The organism is Nocardioides sp. (assembly GCF_036274455.1).
GTDB lineage: Bacteria > Actinomycetota > Actinomycetes > Propionibacteriales > Nocardioidaceae > Nocardioides.
Genome location: NZ_DASUFR010000083.1, coordinates 1 through 16,617 on the forward strand (window position 1 = coordinate 1; position 16,617 = coordinate 16,617).

At 72.3% G+C, this 16,617-nt stretch carries 17 protein-coding genes; 7 read left to right on the forward strand and 10 right to left on the reverse strand.

The window, feature by feature from the left end; translation table 11 throughout:
• Positions 1–356: 356 nt before the first annotated feature.
• Positions 357–1,127, reverse strand: a complete 771-nt coding sequence (yaaA, locus tag VFV89_RS08220) for a peroxide stress protein YaaA (RefSeq protein WP_329705438.1) — start codon at positions 1,125–1,127, stop codon at positions 357–359.
• 25 nt (positions 1,128–1,152) lie between these two features.
• On the opposite strand from yaaA, the gene VFV89_RS08225 reads away from it, so the two are divergent.
• The 3 genes from VFV89_RS08225 to VFV89_RS08235 are packed head-to-tail and all read left to right on the forward strand — an operon-like array spanning position 1,153 to position 5,088.
• Entirely contained in the window at positions 1,153–2,604 is a 1,452-nt protein-coding gene (locus VFV89_RS08225) for an RNB domain-containing ribonuclease (protein WP_329705439.1), read from the forward strand.
• An 18-nt stretch (positions 2,605–2,622) separates the two neighbouring features.
• On the forward strand, positions 2,623–3,408 hold the full coding sequence (locus VFV89_RS08230) for a DUF899 domain-containing protein (protein ID WP_329705440.1): 786 nt from the start codon (positions 2,623–2,625) through the stop codon (positions 3,406–3,408).
• Positions 3,409–3,429: 21 nt separating this feature from the next.
• Positions 3,430–5,088: an FAD-binding dehydrogenase gene (locus VFV89_RS08235; protein WP_329705441.1), complete on the forward strand. Its 1,659-nt coding sequence runs from the start codon at positions 3,430–3,432 to the stop codon at positions 5,086–5,088.
• Between the two features lie 79 nt (positions 5,089–5,167).
• On the opposite strand, the gene VFV89_RS08240 is transcribed toward VFV89_RS08235, so the two are convergent.
• From VFV89_RS08240 to VFV89_RS08270, 7 genes are all read right to left on the reverse strand, one after another.
• Positions 5,168–5,962, reverse strand: a complete 795-nt coding sequence (locus tag VFV89_RS08240; protein WP_329705442.1) for an HAD-IIA family hydrolase — start codon at positions 5,960–5,962, stop codon at positions 5,168–5,170.
• A gap of 116 nt (positions 5,963–6,078) precedes the next feature.
• Positions 6,079–6,681, reverse strand: a complete 603-nt coding sequence (locus VFV89_RS08245; RefSeq protein WP_329705443.1) for a GTP cyclohydrolase II — start codon at positions 6,679–6,681, stop codon at positions 6,079–6,081.
• A complete protein-coding gene (locus tag VFV89_RS08250) occupies positions 6,678–7,379 on the reverse strand; it encodes a RibD family protein (RefSeq protein ID WP_329705444.1) in 702 nt (233 codons plus the stop codon). The genes VFV89_RS08245 and VFV89_RS08250 overlap by 4 nt, the downstream gene beginning before the upstream one ends.
• Positions 7,372–8,205 carry a lysylphosphatidylglycerol synthase domain-containing protein gene (locus tag VFV89_RS08255; protein ID WP_329705445.1) on the reverse strand — a complete coding sequence of 278 codons (834 nt, stop codon included), beginning with the start codon at positions 8,203–8,205 and terminating at the stop codon, positions 7,372–7,374. The genes VFV89_RS08250 and VFV89_RS08255 overlap by 8 nt, the downstream gene beginning before the upstream one ends.
• Entirely contained in the window at positions 8,202–9,197 is a 996-nt protein-coding gene (locus tag VFV89_RS08260) for a glycosyltransferase family 4 protein (protein WP_329705446.1), read from the reverse strand. The genes VFV89_RS08255 and VFV89_RS08260 overlap by 4 nt, the downstream gene beginning before the upstream one ends.
• Complete coding sequence (locus tag VFV89_RS08265; RefSeq protein WP_329705447.1) at positions 9,194–9,592, reverse strand: 6-carboxytetrahydropterin synthase; 399 nt, start codon at positions 9,590–9,592, stop codon at positions 9,194–9,196. The genes VFV89_RS08260 and VFV89_RS08265 overlap by 4 nt, the downstream gene beginning before the upstream one ends.
• The gene (locus tag VFV89_RS08270) at positions 9,592–10,581 is read right to left on the reverse strand and encodes a zinc-binding alcohol dehydrogenase (RefSeq protein ID WP_329705448.1); all 990 of its coding nucleotides are present in this window, start codon (positions 10,579–10,581) and stop codon (positions 9,592–9,594) included. The genes VFV89_RS08265 and VFV89_RS08270 overlap by 1 nt, the downstream gene beginning before the upstream one ends.
• Positions 10,582–10,692: 111 nt before the next feature.
• On the opposite strand from VFV89_RS08270, the gene VFV89_RS08275 reads away from it, so the two are divergent.
• From VFV89_RS08275 to VFV89_RS08285, 3 genes are all read left to right on the forward strand, one after another.
• Entirely contained in the window at positions 10,693–12,801 is a 2,109-nt protein-coding gene (locus VFV89_RS08275; RefSeq protein WP_329705449.1) for a CDP-alcohol phosphatidyltransferase family protein, read from the forward strand.
• 334 nt (positions 12,802–13,135) lie between these two features.
• Positions 13,136–13,285: a hypothetical protein gene (locus tag VFV89_RS08280; protein ID WP_329705450.1), complete on the forward strand. Its 150-nt coding sequence runs from the start codon at positions 13,136–13,138 to the stop codon at positions 13,283–13,285.
• 31 nt (positions 13,286–13,316) lie between these two features.
• Positions 13,317–14,231: an ornithine cyclodeaminase family protein gene (locus VFV89_RS08285; protein ID WP_329705451.1), complete on the forward strand. Its 915-nt coding sequence runs from the start codon at positions 13,317–13,319 to the stop codon at positions 14,229–14,231.
• Here VFV89_RS08285 and VFV89_RS08290 read toward each other — a convergent pair.
• Together VFV89_RS08290 and VFV89_RS08295 are read right to left on the reverse strand one after the other, a co-directional pair.
• The gene (locus VFV89_RS08290) at positions 14,224–14,919 is read right to left on the reverse strand and encodes a zf-HC2 domain-containing protein (RefSeq protein WP_329705452.1); all 696 of its coding nucleotides are present in this window, start codon (positions 14,917–14,919) and stop codon (positions 14,224–14,226) included. The genes VFV89_RS08285 and VFV89_RS08290 overlap by 8 nt on opposite strands.
• The gene (locus VFV89_RS08295; protein ID WP_329705453.1) at positions 14,916–15,428 is read right to left on the reverse strand and encodes a sigma-70 family RNA polymerase sigma factor; all 513 of its coding nucleotides are present in this window, start codon (positions 15,426–15,428) and stop codon (positions 14,916–14,918) included. Before VFV89_RS08295 ends, VFV89_RS08290 begins: the two co-directional genes overlap by 4 nt.
• A gap of 161 nt (positions 15,429–15,589) precedes the next feature.
• Here VFV89_RS08295 and VFV89_RS08300 point away from each other — a divergent pair, with 161 nt between their 5' ends.
• Complete coding sequence (locus tag VFV89_RS08300; protein WP_329705454.1) at positions 15,590–16,594, forward strand: iron ABC transporter substrate-binding protein; 1,005 nt, start codon at positions 15,590–15,592, stop codon at positions 16,592–16,594.
• Positions 16,595–16,617 lie beyond the last annotated feature (23 nt).

Genomic DNA, 16,617 nt, shown 5'->3' on the forward strand with positions numbered 1-16,617 from the left:
CGGGCTCATCGGCACCAAGGTGCGTCGGCGTCCAACCGTGGCGACCACCCCACCACTGTGACCCGACACCCGCCCGACGACAGCCCCCAGCAATCTTTTTCTACCCAGGTGCGGCGAAGCCGCCGAGAAGCTCAGCCACCGACGGGCCGGCGGGTGCCCACGTTGCGGAGGTCTCGACAGGCTCGACCAGCGGTGCGGCCACGGTGGCTGAGGTGCGAGGCGCCCCGGCGCCGAGCCTCGAAGCCGGGTGAGCCGGGGCTGGGTCTCACCCCGGGTGCCTTCGTTGCGGAGGTCTCGACGAGCTCGACCAGCGGTGGACCGGTAGGTGTCGTCCTTGCGGAGGTCTCGACGAGCCCTCAGAGGTCGGTGGCGACCACGTCGAGCTGGACCGTGCCCTTCGCCGGTGTCTCCTCGACGGTCCAGCCGAGGTCGCGGAGCACCTCGGCCAGGCGGGCCGGGGTCCGCGGGTTGGCGCCGTCCTCCAGCAGGGCGCGCACGATCCGACCCTTGGTGGCCTTGTTGAAGTGGCTGACGACCTGGCGCTTCCCGCCCACCTCGTGCAGGACGCGCACCGTCGCCACCCGCGGCAGGCCGGTGGGCCGCCAGAACGCGGCGTACATCCCTGAGCGGAGGTCGACCAGCAGCCCGTCCCCGACCAGCTCGGTGAGGACGGGGCCGAGCGAGTCGCGCCAGACCCCGGCCACCGTGCCGAGGCCCGGCAGCGCTGCGTCGCCGGAGAGCCGGTACGCCGGGATCCGGTCGTTCGGCGCCAGGGCCCCGAAGAGGCTCGACATGATCCGCACCCGTGCGGTGGCCCGGCGGCGGGCGGCGGAAGACAGCGTGGCGAGGCCGAGCGCGTCGTAGAGAACGCCGGCGTAGACCTCATCCGCCCGGGCGGTCGGCGCGGTGCGGACCGCGGCGTTGAGGGAGACGAGGTGGAGCTGCGACCTGGGTACCTCGAGGACGGCGGCCGCGGTGGCCGGGTCGCCGGAGCAGAGCGTGACCAGGGCCGCGAGGACCCGCTCTCGCATCGGGTTGAGAGCCGGCGCGGTGAGCGTCGCCAGGTCCAGTGGCTTGCCGCGCCGAGGGGCCGTCTTGCCCTCGCTGGGCGGGAGCAGGATCAGCACAGGTCGCAAGATTAGGGTGGGTGACATGCCGAGCAGCCGGGTGGTCCGGATCCGTCCGGCTGACGGCGGAGTGGCGCCTCGGGAGCTCCGGGACGGTATCGCCGAGATCCAGCGCGAGCTCGAGGTCAGTGCGGAGTTCCCCGCCGAGGTCGAGAAGGCCGCGGCGGCGGCCGTCGCCGACCCGCGCCTGCCCGACCTCGACCGCACCGACCTGCCGATGGTCACCATCGACCCGGCCGGTTCGATGGACCTCGACCAGGCGCTCCACATCGCCCGCACCGACGGCGGCGGCTACGTCCTCCACTACGCGATCGCCGACCTGGCGGCGTTCATCTCGCCTGGGGACCCGGTCGACGTGGAGTCGCACCGCCGCGGTCAGACGTTGTACGGCGCCGACAGCCGGATCCCGCTCCACCCGACCTCGATCTCGGAGGGCGGCGGCTCCCTGCTGCCCGACCAGCTGCGGCCGGCGCTGCTCTGGACGATCACGATGGACGGCGAGGGCGCGCGCACCGACGTCGACGTCGCTCGGGCGCGGGTGCGCAGCCGGGCCCAGCTCGACTACGCCGGCGTGCAGCGGCAGATCGACGACGGAACCGCCGAGGAGTCGCTGATGCTCCTGAAGGAGCTCGGTGAGCTCCGCCTCAAGCGTGAGCAGGCGCGCGGCGGTGTCGACCTCCCGCTGCCCGAGCAGGAGGTCGACATCGTCGGGTCCCACTGGGAGCTGACCTACCGCGAGCTGCTTCCCGTCGAGGAGTGGAACGCGCAGATGTCGCTGGTCACCGGCTTCGCGGCGGCGTCGCTGATGATGTACGCGCGGATCGGCTTCCTGCGCACCCTCCCGCCTCCGGACCCGCGTGACGTGCAGCGGCTGCACCGCACTGCGCACGCCCTGGGCATCGACTGGCCGGGGGAGCTGTTGTTCCCCGACTTCATCCGCGGCCTGGACCCGGCCAAGCCGCAGCACGCCGCCATGATCTCTGCGTGCACCCGGCTGCTGCGGGGGAGTGGCTACGTCGCGTTCGACGGTGAGACCCCCGCCCAGCCGTTGCAGAGCGCCCTCAACGCCGAGTACGCCCACGTCACCGCGCCGCTGCGCCGCCTCGGCGACCGCTACGCCTCGGAGATCTGCGTGTCCCTCTGCGCCGGCACCGACGTACCGGACTGGGTGCGCGCCGCGCTGCCCGACCTGGCCGCGACGATGCAGGAGTCCTCGCAGCGCGCCAACCGCTACGAACGCATGGTCCTCGACCTCGTCGAGGCCGGACTGCTCCAGCACCGGGTCGGCGAGAGCTTCGAGGCCGTCGTCGTCGAGGTCAACGACAAGGACCGGACGCGCGGCGTCGTGACCGTCCAGGACCCGGCGGTCGAGGCACCCGTCGTCTCGGCGTCCGACCTCCCGCTCGGCACCGAGGTGCGGGCCCGGCTCACCACGGCGGACCTGGCCCAGCGGAAGGTCGAGTTCACTGTCGGCTGACGGGGGTAGAACCCCGGAATGACAATCGAGAACCTGCCGCAGGTCGCGTCACTCGAGGAGTGGTGGGCCGCCCGCCGCGAGCTCCTCGCCCAGGAGAAGGAGCTGACCCGTCGGCGCGACCGGCTCAACGCCGACCGGCGCCGGCTGCCTATGGTCCGCGTCGAGAAGGACTACCGGTTCCAGGGCCCCGACGGCGAGGTGGGGCTGGCCGACCTGTTCGACGGCCGGCCGCAGCTGGTGATGCATCACTTCATGTACGGGCCTGACTGGGACAGCGCCTGCCCCAGCTGCTCCTCGGCCGCCGACCAGATCCCCAGGCTGCGACAGCTGCATGTCAGGAGCACCACGCTGGTGGCCGTGTCCCGGGCGCGGTACGCCGACCTGGCGGCGTACCGGGAGCGGATGGGCTGGGAGTTCCCGTGGTACTCCTCCTACGGCAGCGACTTCAACTACGACTTCCACACCACCCTCGACAACCGGGTCGCCCCGGTGGTGCTGCACTTCCGCACCGAGGACGAGCTCGCCGAGGCCGGCACACCGTGGACCGGCGGTCCGTGGACCGACGACATGAACGGCTCGGAGCTCCCGGGGATCAGCACGTTCCTCCGGGTCGGCGACGACGTCTTCCTTACCTACCAGGCGTTCGGTCGTGGCATCGAGGAGTTCCACAACTGCTACCCGTGGCTCGACCTGACGGCCATGGGGCGTCAGGAGGAGTGGGAGGAGCCGCACGGTCGCGCGACGCCGCTCGGACTGCAGGTGGGCGGCCCCGCGCTGCGGCTGCCGGACGAGTACGACGGGTGAGGGTCCATAGACTCCTCGCTCGTGGACGCTGACGTCATCGTCGTCGGGGCCGGGCTTGCCGGTCTGGTAGCCGCGGCCGAGGCGGCCGACGCGGGCAGGAAGGTCTTCCTCCTCGAGCAGGAGGGCGAGCAGAGCCTGGGCGGCCAGGCCTTCTGGAGCCTCGGCGGGCTGTTCCTCGTGAACAGTCCCGAGCAGCGCCGGATGGGCATCAAGGACTCCCACGAGCTGGCCCTCCAGGACTGGATGGGCAGCGCGCAGTTCGACCGCGACGAGGACAGGTGGCCGCGGGCCTGGGCGGAGGCCTACGTCGACTTCGCGGCGGGCGAGAAGCGGTCGTGGCTGCGGGAGATGGGCCACCGGGTGTTCCCGGTCGTGGGCTGGGCCGAGCGCGGGGACGGCAGGGCCGACGGGCACGGCAACTCGGTGCCGCGGTTCCACATCACGTGGGGGACCGGGCCGGGAGTGGTCGAGCCGTTCGAGCGGCGGGTCCGGGAGCACGCGGACGCCGGCCGGATCACGCTGCGGTTCCGGCACAGGGTCGACGGGCTGGTCGTCGCCGGAGGCACCGTGGTCGGGGTCGAGGGCCACACGCTGGCTCCGGACAAGGCCGAGCGGGGGCGGCCGACCAACCGCGACGAGACCAGCTACTTCGCCCTGACGGCGCAGGCGGTCATCGTGACCAGTGGTGGCATCGGCGGCAACCACGACCTGGTCCGCAAGGCGTGGCCGGAGCGGCTGGGCACCCCGCCGCGCACGATGGTGGCCGGCGTACCGGCCCACGTCGACGGCCGGATGCTGGAGATCACCCAGGCGGCGGGCGCCAACGTGATCAACCCCGACCGGATGTGGCACTATGTCGAGGGGCTGCGCAACTGGGACCCGATCTGGGACAACCACGGCATCCGGATCCTGCCCGGCCCTTCCTCGCTGTGGCTCGACGCCGCCGGCCACCGGCTGCCCGCGCCGTACTTCCCCGGCTTCGACACCCTCGGCACCCTCCGCCACCTGCGGCAGACCGGCTACGACTACTCGTGGTTCGTGCTGACCCAGAAGATCATCGAGAAGGAGTTCGCGCTCTCCGGCTCCGAGCAGAACCCCGACCTCACCGGCAAGGACGTCCGGCTCCTGCTCAAGCGCGCCGTCGGCAAGGGCGCTCCCGGGCCGGTCGAGGCGTTCAAGCGGCACGGTCAGGACTTCGTGGTCGCCGGCTCCCTGCGCGAGCTGGTCGACGGGATGAACCGGATCGCCGACGACGACGCGCCGGCGCTGAGCGAGCCGGCGCTGCGGGAGGTGATCGAGGCGCGTGACCGCGAGATCGACAACCCCTACTCCAAGGACGCCCAGGTCACCGCGATCCACGGCGCCCGCAGCTACCGGGGCGACAAGCTGATCCGGGTCGCCACGCCGCACAAGATCCTCGACCCCAAGGCGGGTCCGCTCATCGCCGTCCGGCTCAACGTGCTCTCCCGCAAGACCCTGGGCGGTCTCGAGACCGACCTGTCCGGGCGTTGCCTGCGCGCGGACGGTGAGGTCTTCCCGGGGCTCTACGCCGCGGGCGAGGTCAACGGCTTCGGCGGCGGCGGGATGATGGGCTACAACGCCCTCGAGGGCACCTTCCTCGGTGGCTGCCTGTTCTCCGGCCGAACCGCCGGGCGCGCCGCCGGGCGGGCGGTGGGTTAGCAACCGCCGAGGTGGCGGTGGGTTAGCAACCGCCGTCCCTGGGGATGACGGTTGCCCCGGCACCGCCACCCGGACCCGATCAGTCGGCGGGCTGCACCAGCTCGACCAGGTCGGCGATCGAGTCGAGGATGCGGGTGGGGCGGTAGGGGAACTTCTCGATGTCCTCGGGGCGCGTCGAGCCGGTGGTGACGAGCACGGTCCGCAGCCCCGCCTCGAGGCCGCTGATGATGTCGGTGTCCATCCGGTCGCCGACCATCACCGTGGTCTCGGAGTGCGCCTCCAGCCGGTTGAGGGCCGAGCGCATCATCAGCGGGTTCGGCTTCCCGATGAAGTACGGCGAGCGACCGGTCGCGGTGCTGATCAGCGCGGCGACCGAACCGGTGGCCGGCAGCGACCCGGCCGGCGAGGGGCCGGACACGTCGGGGTTGGTGGCGATGAACCGCGCGCCCGCCTCGATCAGCCGGATCGCGCGGGTGATCGACTCGAAGGAGTAGGTCCGCGTCTCACCCAGCACCACGTAGTCGGGGTTGCGGTCGGTCAGCACGTACCCGATGTCGTGCAGCGCGCTGGTCAGCCCGGCCTCGCCCACGACGTACGCCGACCCGTGCGGCCGCTGGTCGGCGAGGAACTGCGCGGTGGCCAGCGCCGAGGTCCAGATCGCCTCCTCCGGCACGTCGATGCCGCTGCCGAGGAGCCGGGCCCGCAGGTCGCGCGGGGTGAAGATCGAGTTGTTGGTGAGCACCAGGAACCGCAGCCCGCTCCCCTTGAGCGCCTCGATGAACTCCGGCCCGCCCGCGATGGGCTCCTCCTCGTGGACGAGTACGCCGTCCATGTCGGTGAGCCAGGTGTGGACCGGACGCGGGTCGTCGGACATGGGGCCAGTCTCCCGTCGCGATAGTCCGTGACGAAATGGTCGTCCGAACACCGTTCTCCACAACCACTTCGTCACGGACTACCCCGGCCGTGCCGAATGCCCGGGGGGAGGGCCGGCTAGGCCCCGATCTCCAGCGCGTGCGAACCACGGTGGGCCTTGGCGGTGAGGTAGCGCCGGTTTGACGAGGTCAGGTGGACCGCGGTCGGCACCCGCTCGGAAACCTCGAGGCCGTGGGCGGCGAGCTGGCGCGCCTTGTCGGGGTTGTTCGACAGCAGTGCCAGCCGGTCCACGCCGAGGGCGTTGAGCATCTGCGCGGCCGCGGTGTAGTCGCGGGCGTCGGCGGCGTACCCGAGCGCGAGGTTGGCGTCGTAGGTGTCCAGCCCCTCGTCCTGGAGCAGGTAGGCGTCGAGCTTGGCGTAGAGCCCGATGCCCCGCCCTTCCTGGCGCAGGTAGAGCAGGTAGCCCCCCGCTCCCTCGATCCGGTCGACGGCCTCGTGCAGCTGGGGGCCGCAGTCGCACCGGTGCGAGCCGAGCACGTCGCCGGTGAGGCACTCCGAGTGCAGCCGGACGAGGGGCACGTCGCCCGGCCGCCCGAGCACGATGGCCAGGTGCTCGAGCCCGTCGGCCAGCCCGTCGAAGGTGACCACCTCGGCCACGGTCTCGGTCTCGCCCAACCGGATCGGCAGCGTGACCCGGGAGCGGACTGTTGCCGGCGTCACCACGCACGCTCCGAGAACCGTTCGGAGAGGGCGTAGCGGAGCAGCACCACGTCGTCGAGCTGCGTGGTCGAGACCAGCCGGGCCCGGCGGCGCCCCGAGAAGGGGAACCGTCCCGGCCCGACGAACCGGGTCGCCCCCGGGTGTCCGACGAAGATCGGCGCGACCACGAGGTGGAGCTCGTCGGCCAGTCCCTCGGTCAGCAGCTGGGTGTGCACCTCGCCGCCACCCTCGACCATCAGCCGCCGGACGCCACGCGCGAACAGGTCCTCGCTGACCCGGCGCAGCTCGACCGGCCGGCCGCCGTCGACGACCGTGGCCACGGCCGACAGCTGCTCGATGGCCATGTCGACGGTGTCGCTGGCGCAGTAGACGAGCTTCGGCCCCGAGCCGACGGTGAAGAACCGGGCGCCGGAGTCGAGCTTCGCCCGGCTGGTGACCGTGACCTTCAGCGGCTGGGCCGGCCGGCCGGCGGCGCGCCGGCGCGCGACCCGCTCCGGGGACCGGACCTGGAGCCGCGGGTCGTCGTTGCGGACCGTCGCCGCCCCGACCAGGATCGCGTCGCTGGCGGCGCGCACCTCGTCGACCCGGTCGAAGTCCGCGTCGTTGGACAGCAGCAGCCGCTCGTCGGTCGCGTCGTCGAGGTAGCCGTCGAGCGACATGCCGCAGCTGAGCAGGGTGTAGGGACGGCGGTCAGCCATGGCGACTCCCCAGGACCAGGACGCCCGGCAGGGTCGCCACCATGGCCAGGACGCCGAACGTCACCGACACCGCGAGCCCTGTCGCCGCGGTGGAGCCGTACGCCGCGAACGCCCACGCCGCCACGCCCTCGCGCGGCCCCCACCCCGCGACGTTGAGCGGGACCGCCGCACCGAGCAGCACCAACGCGCCGATCGACACCAGCGTCCCGAGCGACAGCGAGACGCCGAGCGACTCGGCGGCGACGACGAAGACCACCAGGTGCCCGGCCGTGCTCAGCGCGGACAGCATCAGCAGCCACCCACCGGCGACCACGACCACCGCCACGACCGCCAGCCCGCCCCACCGCCAGGCGCCGGGCAGCAACAGCGCGCCCACCAGCGCGACCTGGACGACCTGGCCGAGCACGCGGTCCCAGACCACCCCGCGCCAACCGTGCCGCGCACCGCGGTGGACGTCACCGACCACCCCACCGGGCAGCGTGGCGTTGATCAGCTGCGATCGGTAGTAGGCGACGTACGCCGTGCGCACCGGCACCCTGGTCCGTTCACCACTGGCGAACCGCGCCGTGAGCAGCGACCACCGCAGCGCGACGCACCACGTCGTCCCGGCGGTCACCACCACTGCGACAAGCACGGCCCATCCGTTGGTGGCCCGGAGCCCGTCGACGAACGGCCCCGCACCGAGCTGCCAGGCGAGAAAGGCGAGCACGAGCACGCCGGCGCCGATGCGCAGGACCCGCTTCGCGCTCATGGAGCTCGTCGAGCTACCCATCGGGTCGGCTCCCCGCGTGGCGGTCTGCGTGCCGACGCGCTGCTCGGTGGTCATCGGATCGCCTCCAGCGCCTCGGACAGCTGCGCGGTGGTCCGCGACCACGTGGTCAGCGTCAGCCGCCGCTGCCGGGCCGACCGGCGCAGCCGGCGGCGACGACGCGGGTCCTCCAGCCAGCGCCGCAGTCCGGCCGCCAACGCGTCGGCGTCGTCCGGCCGGACCAGGAGCCCCGGGGTGCTGCCATCCTCGCCGTGGCCGAGGGCCTCCGGCACACCGCCGACCGAGGTCGCCACGACCGGCAGGCCGTGCGCGAGTGCTTCGGTGACGACCATCCCGTAGGACTCGCCGCGCGACGGCAGCACCAGCAGGTCCGCGCCGGCGTAGGCAGCCTGCACCTCGTCGTGCGGCCGCGCTCCGGTGAAGGCCAGCCGGTCGGCGATGCCGGAGTCGGCCGCCGCCTTGTGCAGCTCGTCGACGAGGTCGGGCTCGAGGTCCAGCGGTCCGACCAGCGTGCAGCGCCAGTCGAGGTCGGCGAGGGTGCCCAGAGCGGCGAGCAGCACGTCGTGGCCCTTGGCCGCGACGACCGACCCGACGCAGAGGAGCTCCGCGCCCGTCTCCGTCCCTGGCGCCGGGTCCGCCATGTCGACACCCGGCGTCGCGACGTGGATGCGGGCGGCGTCGAGCCGGTGGTGCTCGGCCAGCCGGTGCCGGCTCCACCCGCTGGTGGTGACCACCACCGAGCAGGCGGCCAGCAGCTCCCGCTCGCCGGGCGAGTCGAACGTCATGTGCACCAGCGCCGCCAGCCGGAGCCGGGCCGCCTCCGCGAGCAGCGCGTCCGCCGCCCACGAGGCGACCAGGCTGTCGACCAGCACGACCGATGAGTCGGACAGCGCCCGCACGACGGCGGCGACCTCCGGCTCCGAGCCGACCTCGTGGGACATCACGTCGCGGCCGAGCCCGACCAGCCCGACGTGCACCCGCCGGTCATAGACGTTGCCGCCGCTCGGCCGCTCGGCGAAGCCGGCCGGCACCAGGAAGTGGATGGTCATCCTGGCTCTCCTGCGGAGAGGGGCCGTTCGTAGCTCGCCCACGCGACGTGGGACTCGTGCAGCGTGACGGCCAGCGCCGTCAGCTGCTCCTCGTCCGCGAGCCGCTCGGCCAGCCGGTCGGCGACCCACCGCGCCAGCGCCTCGGTCGAGGTGTTGCGGCCCTTGAACTCGTCCTCGTCGTCGAGGTTGCGGTAATTGAGCACGGCCAGCACGTCCTTGAGCTCCTCGGCGGCGCGGCCGATGTCGACCAGGATGCCGTCCGGCCCGAGCTCGGGTCCGCGGAAGGTCGCGTCGACGACGTAGGTCGCCCCGTGCAGCCGCTGCGCCGGCCCGAAGACCTCACCCGCGAAGCTGTGCGCGATCATCACGTGGTCGCGGACGGTCACGGCGTACATCAGGTCGCTCCCTGGTCGAGGTGGCCAGGGTAGGTGATCGTGTGGCACAGCGCCGACCGCCGACCTGCGCTCAGGTCGGCCATCAGCTCGGGCAGCTCCTCGAAGGCGGAGGCGCCGGTGAACAGGACGTCGAAGGCCGGGTCGCGGAGCAGCTCGAGCGCGAGTGCCAGCCGCTCCGCCCGCGTGCGGCGGTGCCGCCGGTGGAGCGCGACCTCGCCGACCTGGCTGCTGCGGATCCGCAGCCGGCTGGAGTGGAACGCGCCGCCGAGGTCGAGCCGGACCGGCGTGTCGCCGTACCAGCTCAGGTCGACGACCTCGCCGTCCGGCGCGAGCAGCTCCAGCGAGCGCTGCAGTCCGGCCGCCGTGGCGCTCGCGTGGATGACCAGGTCGCGTCCGCCCGCTGCCTCGGAGGGATGGGCGAACGCGACGTCCAGGGACTCGGCGATCTCGGCCCGGGTCGGGTCGACGTCGACCAGCGTCACGTCGATCCCGGGGATGCGCGAGAGCAGCCGAGCGACACAGCAGCCGACCATGCCGGCGCCCACGACGGTGACCCGGTCACCGACCATCGGTGCGGCGTCCCACAGGGCGTTGACCGCCGTCTCGACGGTGCCGCCCAGGACCGCCCGGTCGGCCGGGACCCCGTCGGGTACGACGGTCACGTCCGCGACCGGGACGACGTACGCCGTCTGGTGGGGATGCAGGCAGAAGACGGTCTTCCCGAGCAGCGACAGGTCGCCGGCCTCGACGACGCCGACGCTGAGGTAGCCGTACTTCACCGGCCCGGGGAAGTCACCGTCTTGATGGGGCGCCCGCATTCGCTCGTGCTGGTCGGGCGGGACGGCGCCCCGGAAGACGAGCGTCTCGGTGCCGCGGCTGACCGCGGAGCGGAGGCTGCGGACCCGGACCTGTCCGAGCGTGGGCTCGTCCACGTCGACCGGGCGGATCTCGCCGCGGCCGGGGCTCACCCAGAATGCTCGCTCCTCCACGGTGATCCTCCTTTCCGGTCGCGTTCGGTGTGAACCCGAGTCTTGCGTCTTTCGTGTTTCCCGCGTACCCACAGACACGGAGGCAAAGTGCTTCAGGTTCAGAAGGCGCCGGTGAGCAGGGCGAACGCCGCCAACGTCATCACGGGCGCCCGATTCGTGCTGAGCGCGGCGGTGGCCGCGGTCGCACTTGCCGGCGGTTCGCCACTCCTGCTGGGGACCGTGCTGACCGTGACGATGCTCACCGACCTTGTCGACGGCTGGGTGGCCCGGGCGCGGGGGACCACGTCCGAGCTGGGCGCGCGGCTCGACATGGAGGCCGACGCACTGCTGATCCTGGTGCTCAGCGCGATCGTCGCCGCGGACCTCGGCTGGTGGGTGCTGGGGCTCGGGCTGGCGCGCTACGTGTTCGGCGCGCTGTTCGCGGTCGTGCCTGCGCTGCGGACACCGCCGACGTCGCCGAGGCCCTGGTGCAAGACCGTGGCGGTGCTGGTCGGCGTCGTACTGGCCGTGGTCGCCGTACTGCCGGTGCCGCACGTCGTCGCGCTGGCCGCGGTCGTCGTCGTGGCCGTGCTGCTGGCCGAGTCGTTCCTGCACGAGGCGGTCGACCGGTGGCTGGCGCCGCGACCGCCGCTGGTCGTCCCCTACGGCACCGTCCTGGCCTTCCTCGTCGTCTGGCTGGCACTGGTGGCGCCCGTCGACCGCGACCACCTCACCGCCCACGCCCTGCTGAGGTTGCCGATCGAGGTGCTGGTCGTGGTCGCCATCGCGCTCGTGCCCTGGCCCCGGGTGCGGGTCGCCCTCGCGGTGGCCGTCGGGCTGGTGCTGGCCCTGCTGCTGCTCCTCAAGGTGCTGGACATCTCGTTCAACACCATCTTTGACCGCGACTTCGACCCCGTGGGGGACTACTACTACCTCGGGCCGGGTGTCGGGGTCCTCGGCGACTCGATCGGCACCTGGCCGGCCCGGATCGTGGCGGTCCTCGCCGCTGTCGCCACACTCGCCATCCTGGTCGGTGTGTCGCTCGCGATGGTGCGGCTGGTCCGGGTGACGGCGCGCCATCTCCGGCTCTCACTCAAGGTGGCGACCGCGTTCGCGACGGCGTGGGTCCTGGCCTTCGGCACGGGTGCCCCGGTGACCTCGAGCAACGCGCTGTCGGTCAGCATCGACGAGGTGAACCTGGTCCGCGCCGACATCCACGACACCCGGGTGTTCAGCCGGGAGATCGGGCAGGACGCGTACGCCGCCCGGGCCGCCAGGGATCCGCAGTCGCTGGTCGCCGGGCTGGCCGGCAAGGACGTGCTCCTGGTCTTCGTGGAGAGCTACGGCCGGGTGGCCGTCCAGGACACGTCGTACTCCGCCGGCGTCGACAAGGTCCTCGACCAGGGCACGGCCGCGCTGGACGCCGCCGGCTACCACTCGCAGAGCGCGTTCCTGACCTCGCCGACCTTCGGCGCCGGCTCGTGGCTCGCCCACTCGTCGTTGCAGTCCGGCCTGTGGGTCGACAGCCAGCGCCGCTACGAGCAGCTGCTCGGCGCAGACCGGATGACGCTCACGTCGCTGTTCGGACAGGCCGGCTGGCGCACAGTCTTCGACGTGCCCGCCGACACCAAGGACTGGCCGGAGGGCGCGGACTACTACGGGTTCCAGCACTACTACGACTCCCGCAACGTCGGCTTCCAGGGGCCGAAGTTCGGCTACGCGCCGATCCCGGACCAGTACACGCTCTCGGACTTCCGCCGCCGAGAGCTCGCGCCGACCGACCGCAAGCCGGTGATGGCCGAGATCGACCTCATCTCCAGCCACCACCCGTGGACGCCGCTCCCGACGATGGTGCCGTGGGACCAGGTCGGCGACGGCTCGATCTACGACTCCCAGTCCCAGTCGCCGACGTCGGAGGAGGTATTCAAGGACCCCGACAAGGTCAAGGAGATGTACGGCAGATCGGTTGAGTACTCCTGGCAGGCGCTGACGTCGTTCCTGACGACCTACAACGACCCCAACCTGGTCCTCGTCGTCCTCGGCGACCACCAGCCGCACGGCTACGTCAGCGGAGAGCACGTCGGCCACGACGTCCCGGTCAGCGTCATCGCCCAGGACCCGGCGGTCATGCAGCGCATCGCCGGCTGGGGCTGGCAGGACGGCCTACGCCCCTCGCCAGACGCCGACGTCTGGCGCATGGACACCTTCCGCGACAAGTTCCTGCAGGCATTCAGCAACTGAACCCAGCACCGGGTCACCGGGCTTCGAGGCTCGGCGCTGGGGCGCCTCGCACCTCAGCCACCGTGGTGGCCTGCCGCTGGTCGAGCCTGTCGAGACCTCCGCAGCGGGGGCACCTGCTGGCCTGCCGCTGGTCGAGCCTGTCGAGACCTCCGCAGCGGGGGCACCTGCTGGCCCACGGTGGCTGAGGTGCGAAGGCGTTCTGCGCCTGAGCCTCGAAGCCTTGGCGGGGAAGGGTCCCAGGCGAGTATGGCTCGGCGCCGGGGCGCCTCGCGCCTCAGCCACCGTGACGCTGGGCGTGCTCGCGGGGTACCGGTGGCCGACAGGGAGGTGACCCATGACCGCGTTCTCCGTTGTGTTGATCGTCGTGGTCTTCGCGGCCGTCGCTGTCTTCATCCTGCTCTTCGAACGCCGGCGCGCGCGGCAGATCGAACAGGACCTCAGGGACCAGTACGACAGACAGGGCCGGCGACCGCCCGAGGGCTGACGTCACGGGGGCGCTGAGGGAGGCTGTCGGCATGCTGCCCTCGTCGGTCAAGATCCTCGGCGCCGAGGCGGTCGCTGCGCTGGGGCCAGCCGCGGCGGTGCACGCGATCCTCGACTCGCTTCGTGCGGGGCTCGACCCGGCGGCCGACCACGCGCGGACAGGGGTGCCGCTCTCGCGCGGGCAGTTCCTGCTGATGCCGTCGGAGTCGGACGCCGCCGCGGGGGTCAAGGTCGTGACCGTCACACCCGACAACCCGGAGCGCGGTCTGCCCCGGGTCCAGGCGGCGTACCTCCTCTTCGACCGCGACACCCTGGCTCTCCGAGCCGTCCTCGACGGGACCGCCCTGACCAGCCTGCGTACGCCGGCCGTGTCCGTCGCCGCGGTGCTCGGCCGGCTGCCGGAGCGGCCGCTGCGGGTCGTCGTGGTCGGTGCCGGGGCACAGGCGGTCGGGCACGCGGCCACGCTGGCCGCGGTCCGCCCCGTCGCGGAGACGACCTACCTGGTCCGCGACCCCGGACGCACCCCGCTGGTCGCCGTCGTGCTCGGCTCGGACGAGGCGGACGAGGCCCTTGGCTCGGCGGACGTGGTCGTCTGCGCGACCTCGGCGCGCACCCCGGTCCTCGACTCGCGACTCCTGCGCGACGACGCCGTCGTCGTCGCCGTGGGCTCGCACGAGCCCGACGCGCGTGAGCTGGACAGCGCTCTGCTCGCCCGGGCGTGCGTGGTGGTCGAGGACGTCGCGACCGCCCTGCGCGAGGCAGGGGACGTCGTCCTGGCGATCGCGGACGGTGCTCTGACCGAGCGCGACCTGTCGAGCCTGCGCGACGTCGTCACCGGCGCCGCGGAGGTGCCCACCGACCGGCCGCTGGTGTTCAAGAGCGTCGGCATGTCCTGGGAGGACCTCGTGGTGGCCGAGGCCGTGCTCGGCCTCGGCGGACTCAGCTGAGCTCGAGCACCGTCGCACCGCTCGCGGTGCGCACCTGGACGTCGGAGATGTCCTCGGTGTCTGCGGCGGTGGCCGCGCTGATGTGGAGCTCCTTGCCGGGCACGACCTTCCACGACGCGACGCGCTCGACCTCACCGTCGGTGGTCTGGACGTACATCGTGTACGTCGACCAGCGCGGGTCCTGCCAGTCGTTGTCCTCGCCGTAGGTGCACGTGAGGTCGAGCCGGGTGCCCCACCCGACCTGGGTGAGGGAGAGCCACCCCGAGATGGCGTCGGTGCCGACCTGGTGGAGCTGCACCGCCGCGGCGGTGGTCGGTCCGGCGGACGGCGCCGCGCTCGGAGGCCCTTCGTCACCGCCCAGCGTCGTCGCGCCGACGGCGCCGATCGCGATCAGCGCAGCGGCGGCGACCAGGGAGCTGGTGAGCCACGTCCGCCGGCGCTGGGTGCGGCGCACCTCCCGGACCAGGGACGGCAGCAGCGTCTCCGGCACCGGCAGCGGCTCCTGCTCCGGGTCGAGGATCTCGGCCGGGACGCGGGCCAGGAGACCGGGGATGCCGGCCAGCTCGCGCACCGAGCGGGCGCACTCGGGGCAGCCGGGCAGGTGGCGCTCGAAGGCCACCCGGTCCTCCGGTGACAGTGCGCCGAGGACGTACGCGCCGTCCTCGTGCTCGTGGCTGCACGTGGTCATGCGCCCACCCCCATCTCCTCCAGGGCAAGCCGCAGGGCGCGCAGGGCATAGTGGGTGCGGCTCTTCACGGTTCCTTCCGGTACGCCGAGCCGGCGCGCCGCCTCGGCGACGGACCGGCCCCTGTAGTAGCACTCGAGCAGGACCGCCCGGTGCTCCTGGGACAGCTGGGTGATGGCGTCGGCGACCACCCACGACTGGAGCAGCGCGTCCGTGTGGTCGATCGGGTCGGCCGGCTCGGGCACCTGGTCCGTGGCGCGCTCGTTCTGGAACCTCTTGCTGCGCCACTCGTCGATGACGATGTTGCGCGCGACCGTGAACAGCCACGAGCGGACCGACCCGCGGGCCTCGTCCAGCACCTCGTTGTGCTGCCAGGCGCGCAGCAGCGTCTCCTGGGCGACGTCCTCGGCGCGGACCGGGTCCCCGGTCAGGTGCAGGCAGAACCCCCACAGCGCGGCTGCGTGCTCGTCGTGCAGCTGCTGCATGAGCGCAGTCGGGTTCTCGGCGGCCATGGCCTATCTGTGCACCTCCGCACATGACACGGACGGGGGGCTCGGTTGGTTCACGGGATCCAGTGTGAGGTGCAACGCCCCCCTTCACCCGGGCGTGCGACGTGCCATAAGGTAAGGCTGGCCTAACTCTCGGATCCGCCGTCGCACGAGGAAGAGTCGAGTTGAAGCGCAGCCTGGTCGCCCTGTCCCTCACGGTGGTCGCCGTCCTGGCGGCCACCGGGTGCTCCGACGACGACGGACCGAAGGTCGTGGTCTACAACGCTCAGCACGAGCAGCTGCTCGAGGAGCTCGCACCGAAGTTCGAGAAGGAGACCGGGATCGATGTCGAGCTCCGCAACGGCTCGGACTCCGAGCTCGCGGCACAGCTCATGCAGGAGGGCAAGGCGTCGCCGGCTGACGTGTTCCTCACCGAGAACTCGCCCGCGATGTCCGCGGTCGAGCGCGCGGGGCTGCTCGCGCCGCTCGACGCCAAGGCGACCGACCCCATCCCGTCGCAGTACCGACCGGAGAGCGGGCTGTGGACCGGGTTCGTCGCCCGTTCGACGGTGCTCGTCTACAACCCCAGCCTGATCAGCGAGGCGGACCTGCCCGCGTCGCTCATGGACCTCGCCGACCCGGAGTACGCCGGCAAGGTGTCGTTCTCGCCCACCGGGGCCGACTTCCAGGCCATCGTGGCCGCCGTCCTGGACCTCGAGGGCGAGGACGCGACCAGGCAGTGGCTCGAGGGGCTGAAGGCCAACGGGACGACGTACGACGGCAACAACGTGGTGCTGGAGGCGGTGAACTCGGGGGAGTCCGCGATCGGCATCGAGTACCACTACTACTGGTACCGCGACCAGGCCGAGTCCGGTGACAACAGCGACAACAGCCGGCTCTACTTCTTCGGCAACCAGGACCCGGGCGCGTTCCTCAGCATCTCGGGAGCCGGTGTCCTGGCCGGCGCCGACCACCCGGAGGAGGCGCAGCGGTTCGTCGAGTTCCTGACCGGCGAGGAGGGCCAGAAGGCGCTGGCCGCCAGCTATGCCCTCGAGTACCCGCTCAACCCGGTCGCCAGCCTTCCCGCGGAGGTCAAGCCGTTCAGCGAGCTGCAGCCGCCGACCGTGGCGATCAGCGACCTCGACGGCGACACGGTGGTCGACCTGCTCACCGAGGTCGGGTTCCTCTGAGCATCGCCCAGGCCGCCGAGCCC

What these genes read in the sequence shown, in the direction of transcription:
- VFV89_RS08225 (WP_329705439.1), top strand. Translation starts at nt 1,153, where the DNA reads ATGCCGAGCAGCCGGGTGGTCCGGATCCGTCCGGCTGACGGCGGAGTG.
- VFV89_RS08230 (WP_329705440.1), top strand. Translation starts at nt 2,623, where the DNA reads ATGACAATCGAGAACCTGCCGCAGGTCGCGTCACTCGAGGAGTGGTGG.
- VFV89_RS08240 (WP_329705442.1), bottom strand. Translation starts at nt 5,962, where the DNA reads ATGTCCGACGACCCGCGTCCGGTCCACACCTGGCTCACCGACATGGAC.
- VFV89_RS08250 (WP_329705444.1), bottom strand. Translation starts at nt 7,379, where the DNA reads ATGGCTGACCGCCGTCCCTACACCCTGCTCAGCTGCGGCATGTCGCTC.
- VFV89_RS08255 (WP_329705445.1), bottom strand. Translation starts at nt 8,205, where the DNA reads ATGACCACCGAGCAGCGCGTCGGCACGCAGACCGCCACGCGGGGAGCC.
- VFV89_RS08260 (WP_329705446.1), bottom strand. Translation starts at nt 9,197, where the DNA reads ATGACCATCCACTTCCTGGTGCCGGCCGGCTTCGCCGAGCGGCCGAGC.
- VFV89_RS08265 (WP_329705447.1), bottom strand. Translation starts at nt 9,592, where the DNA reads ATGTACGCCGTGACCGTCCGCGACCACGTGATGATCGCGCACAGCTTC.
- VFV89_RS08280 (WP_329705450.1), top strand. Translation starts at nt 13,136, where the DNA reads ATGACCGCGTTCTCCGTTGTGTTGATCGTCGTGGTCTTCGCGGCCGTC.
- VFV89_RS08285 (WP_329705451.1), top strand. Translation starts at nt 13,317, where the DNA reads ATGCTGCCCTCGTCGGTCAAGATCCTCGGCGCCGAGGCGGTCGCTGCG.
- VFV89_RS08290 (WP_329705452.1), bottom strand. Translation starts at nt 14,919, where the DNA reads ATGACCACGTGCAGCCACGAGCACGAGGACGGCGCGTACGTCCTCGGC.
- VFV89_RS08295 (WP_329705453.1), bottom strand. Translation starts at nt 15,428, where the DNA reads ATGGCCGCCGAGAACCCGACTGCGCTCATGCAGCAGCTGCACGACGAG.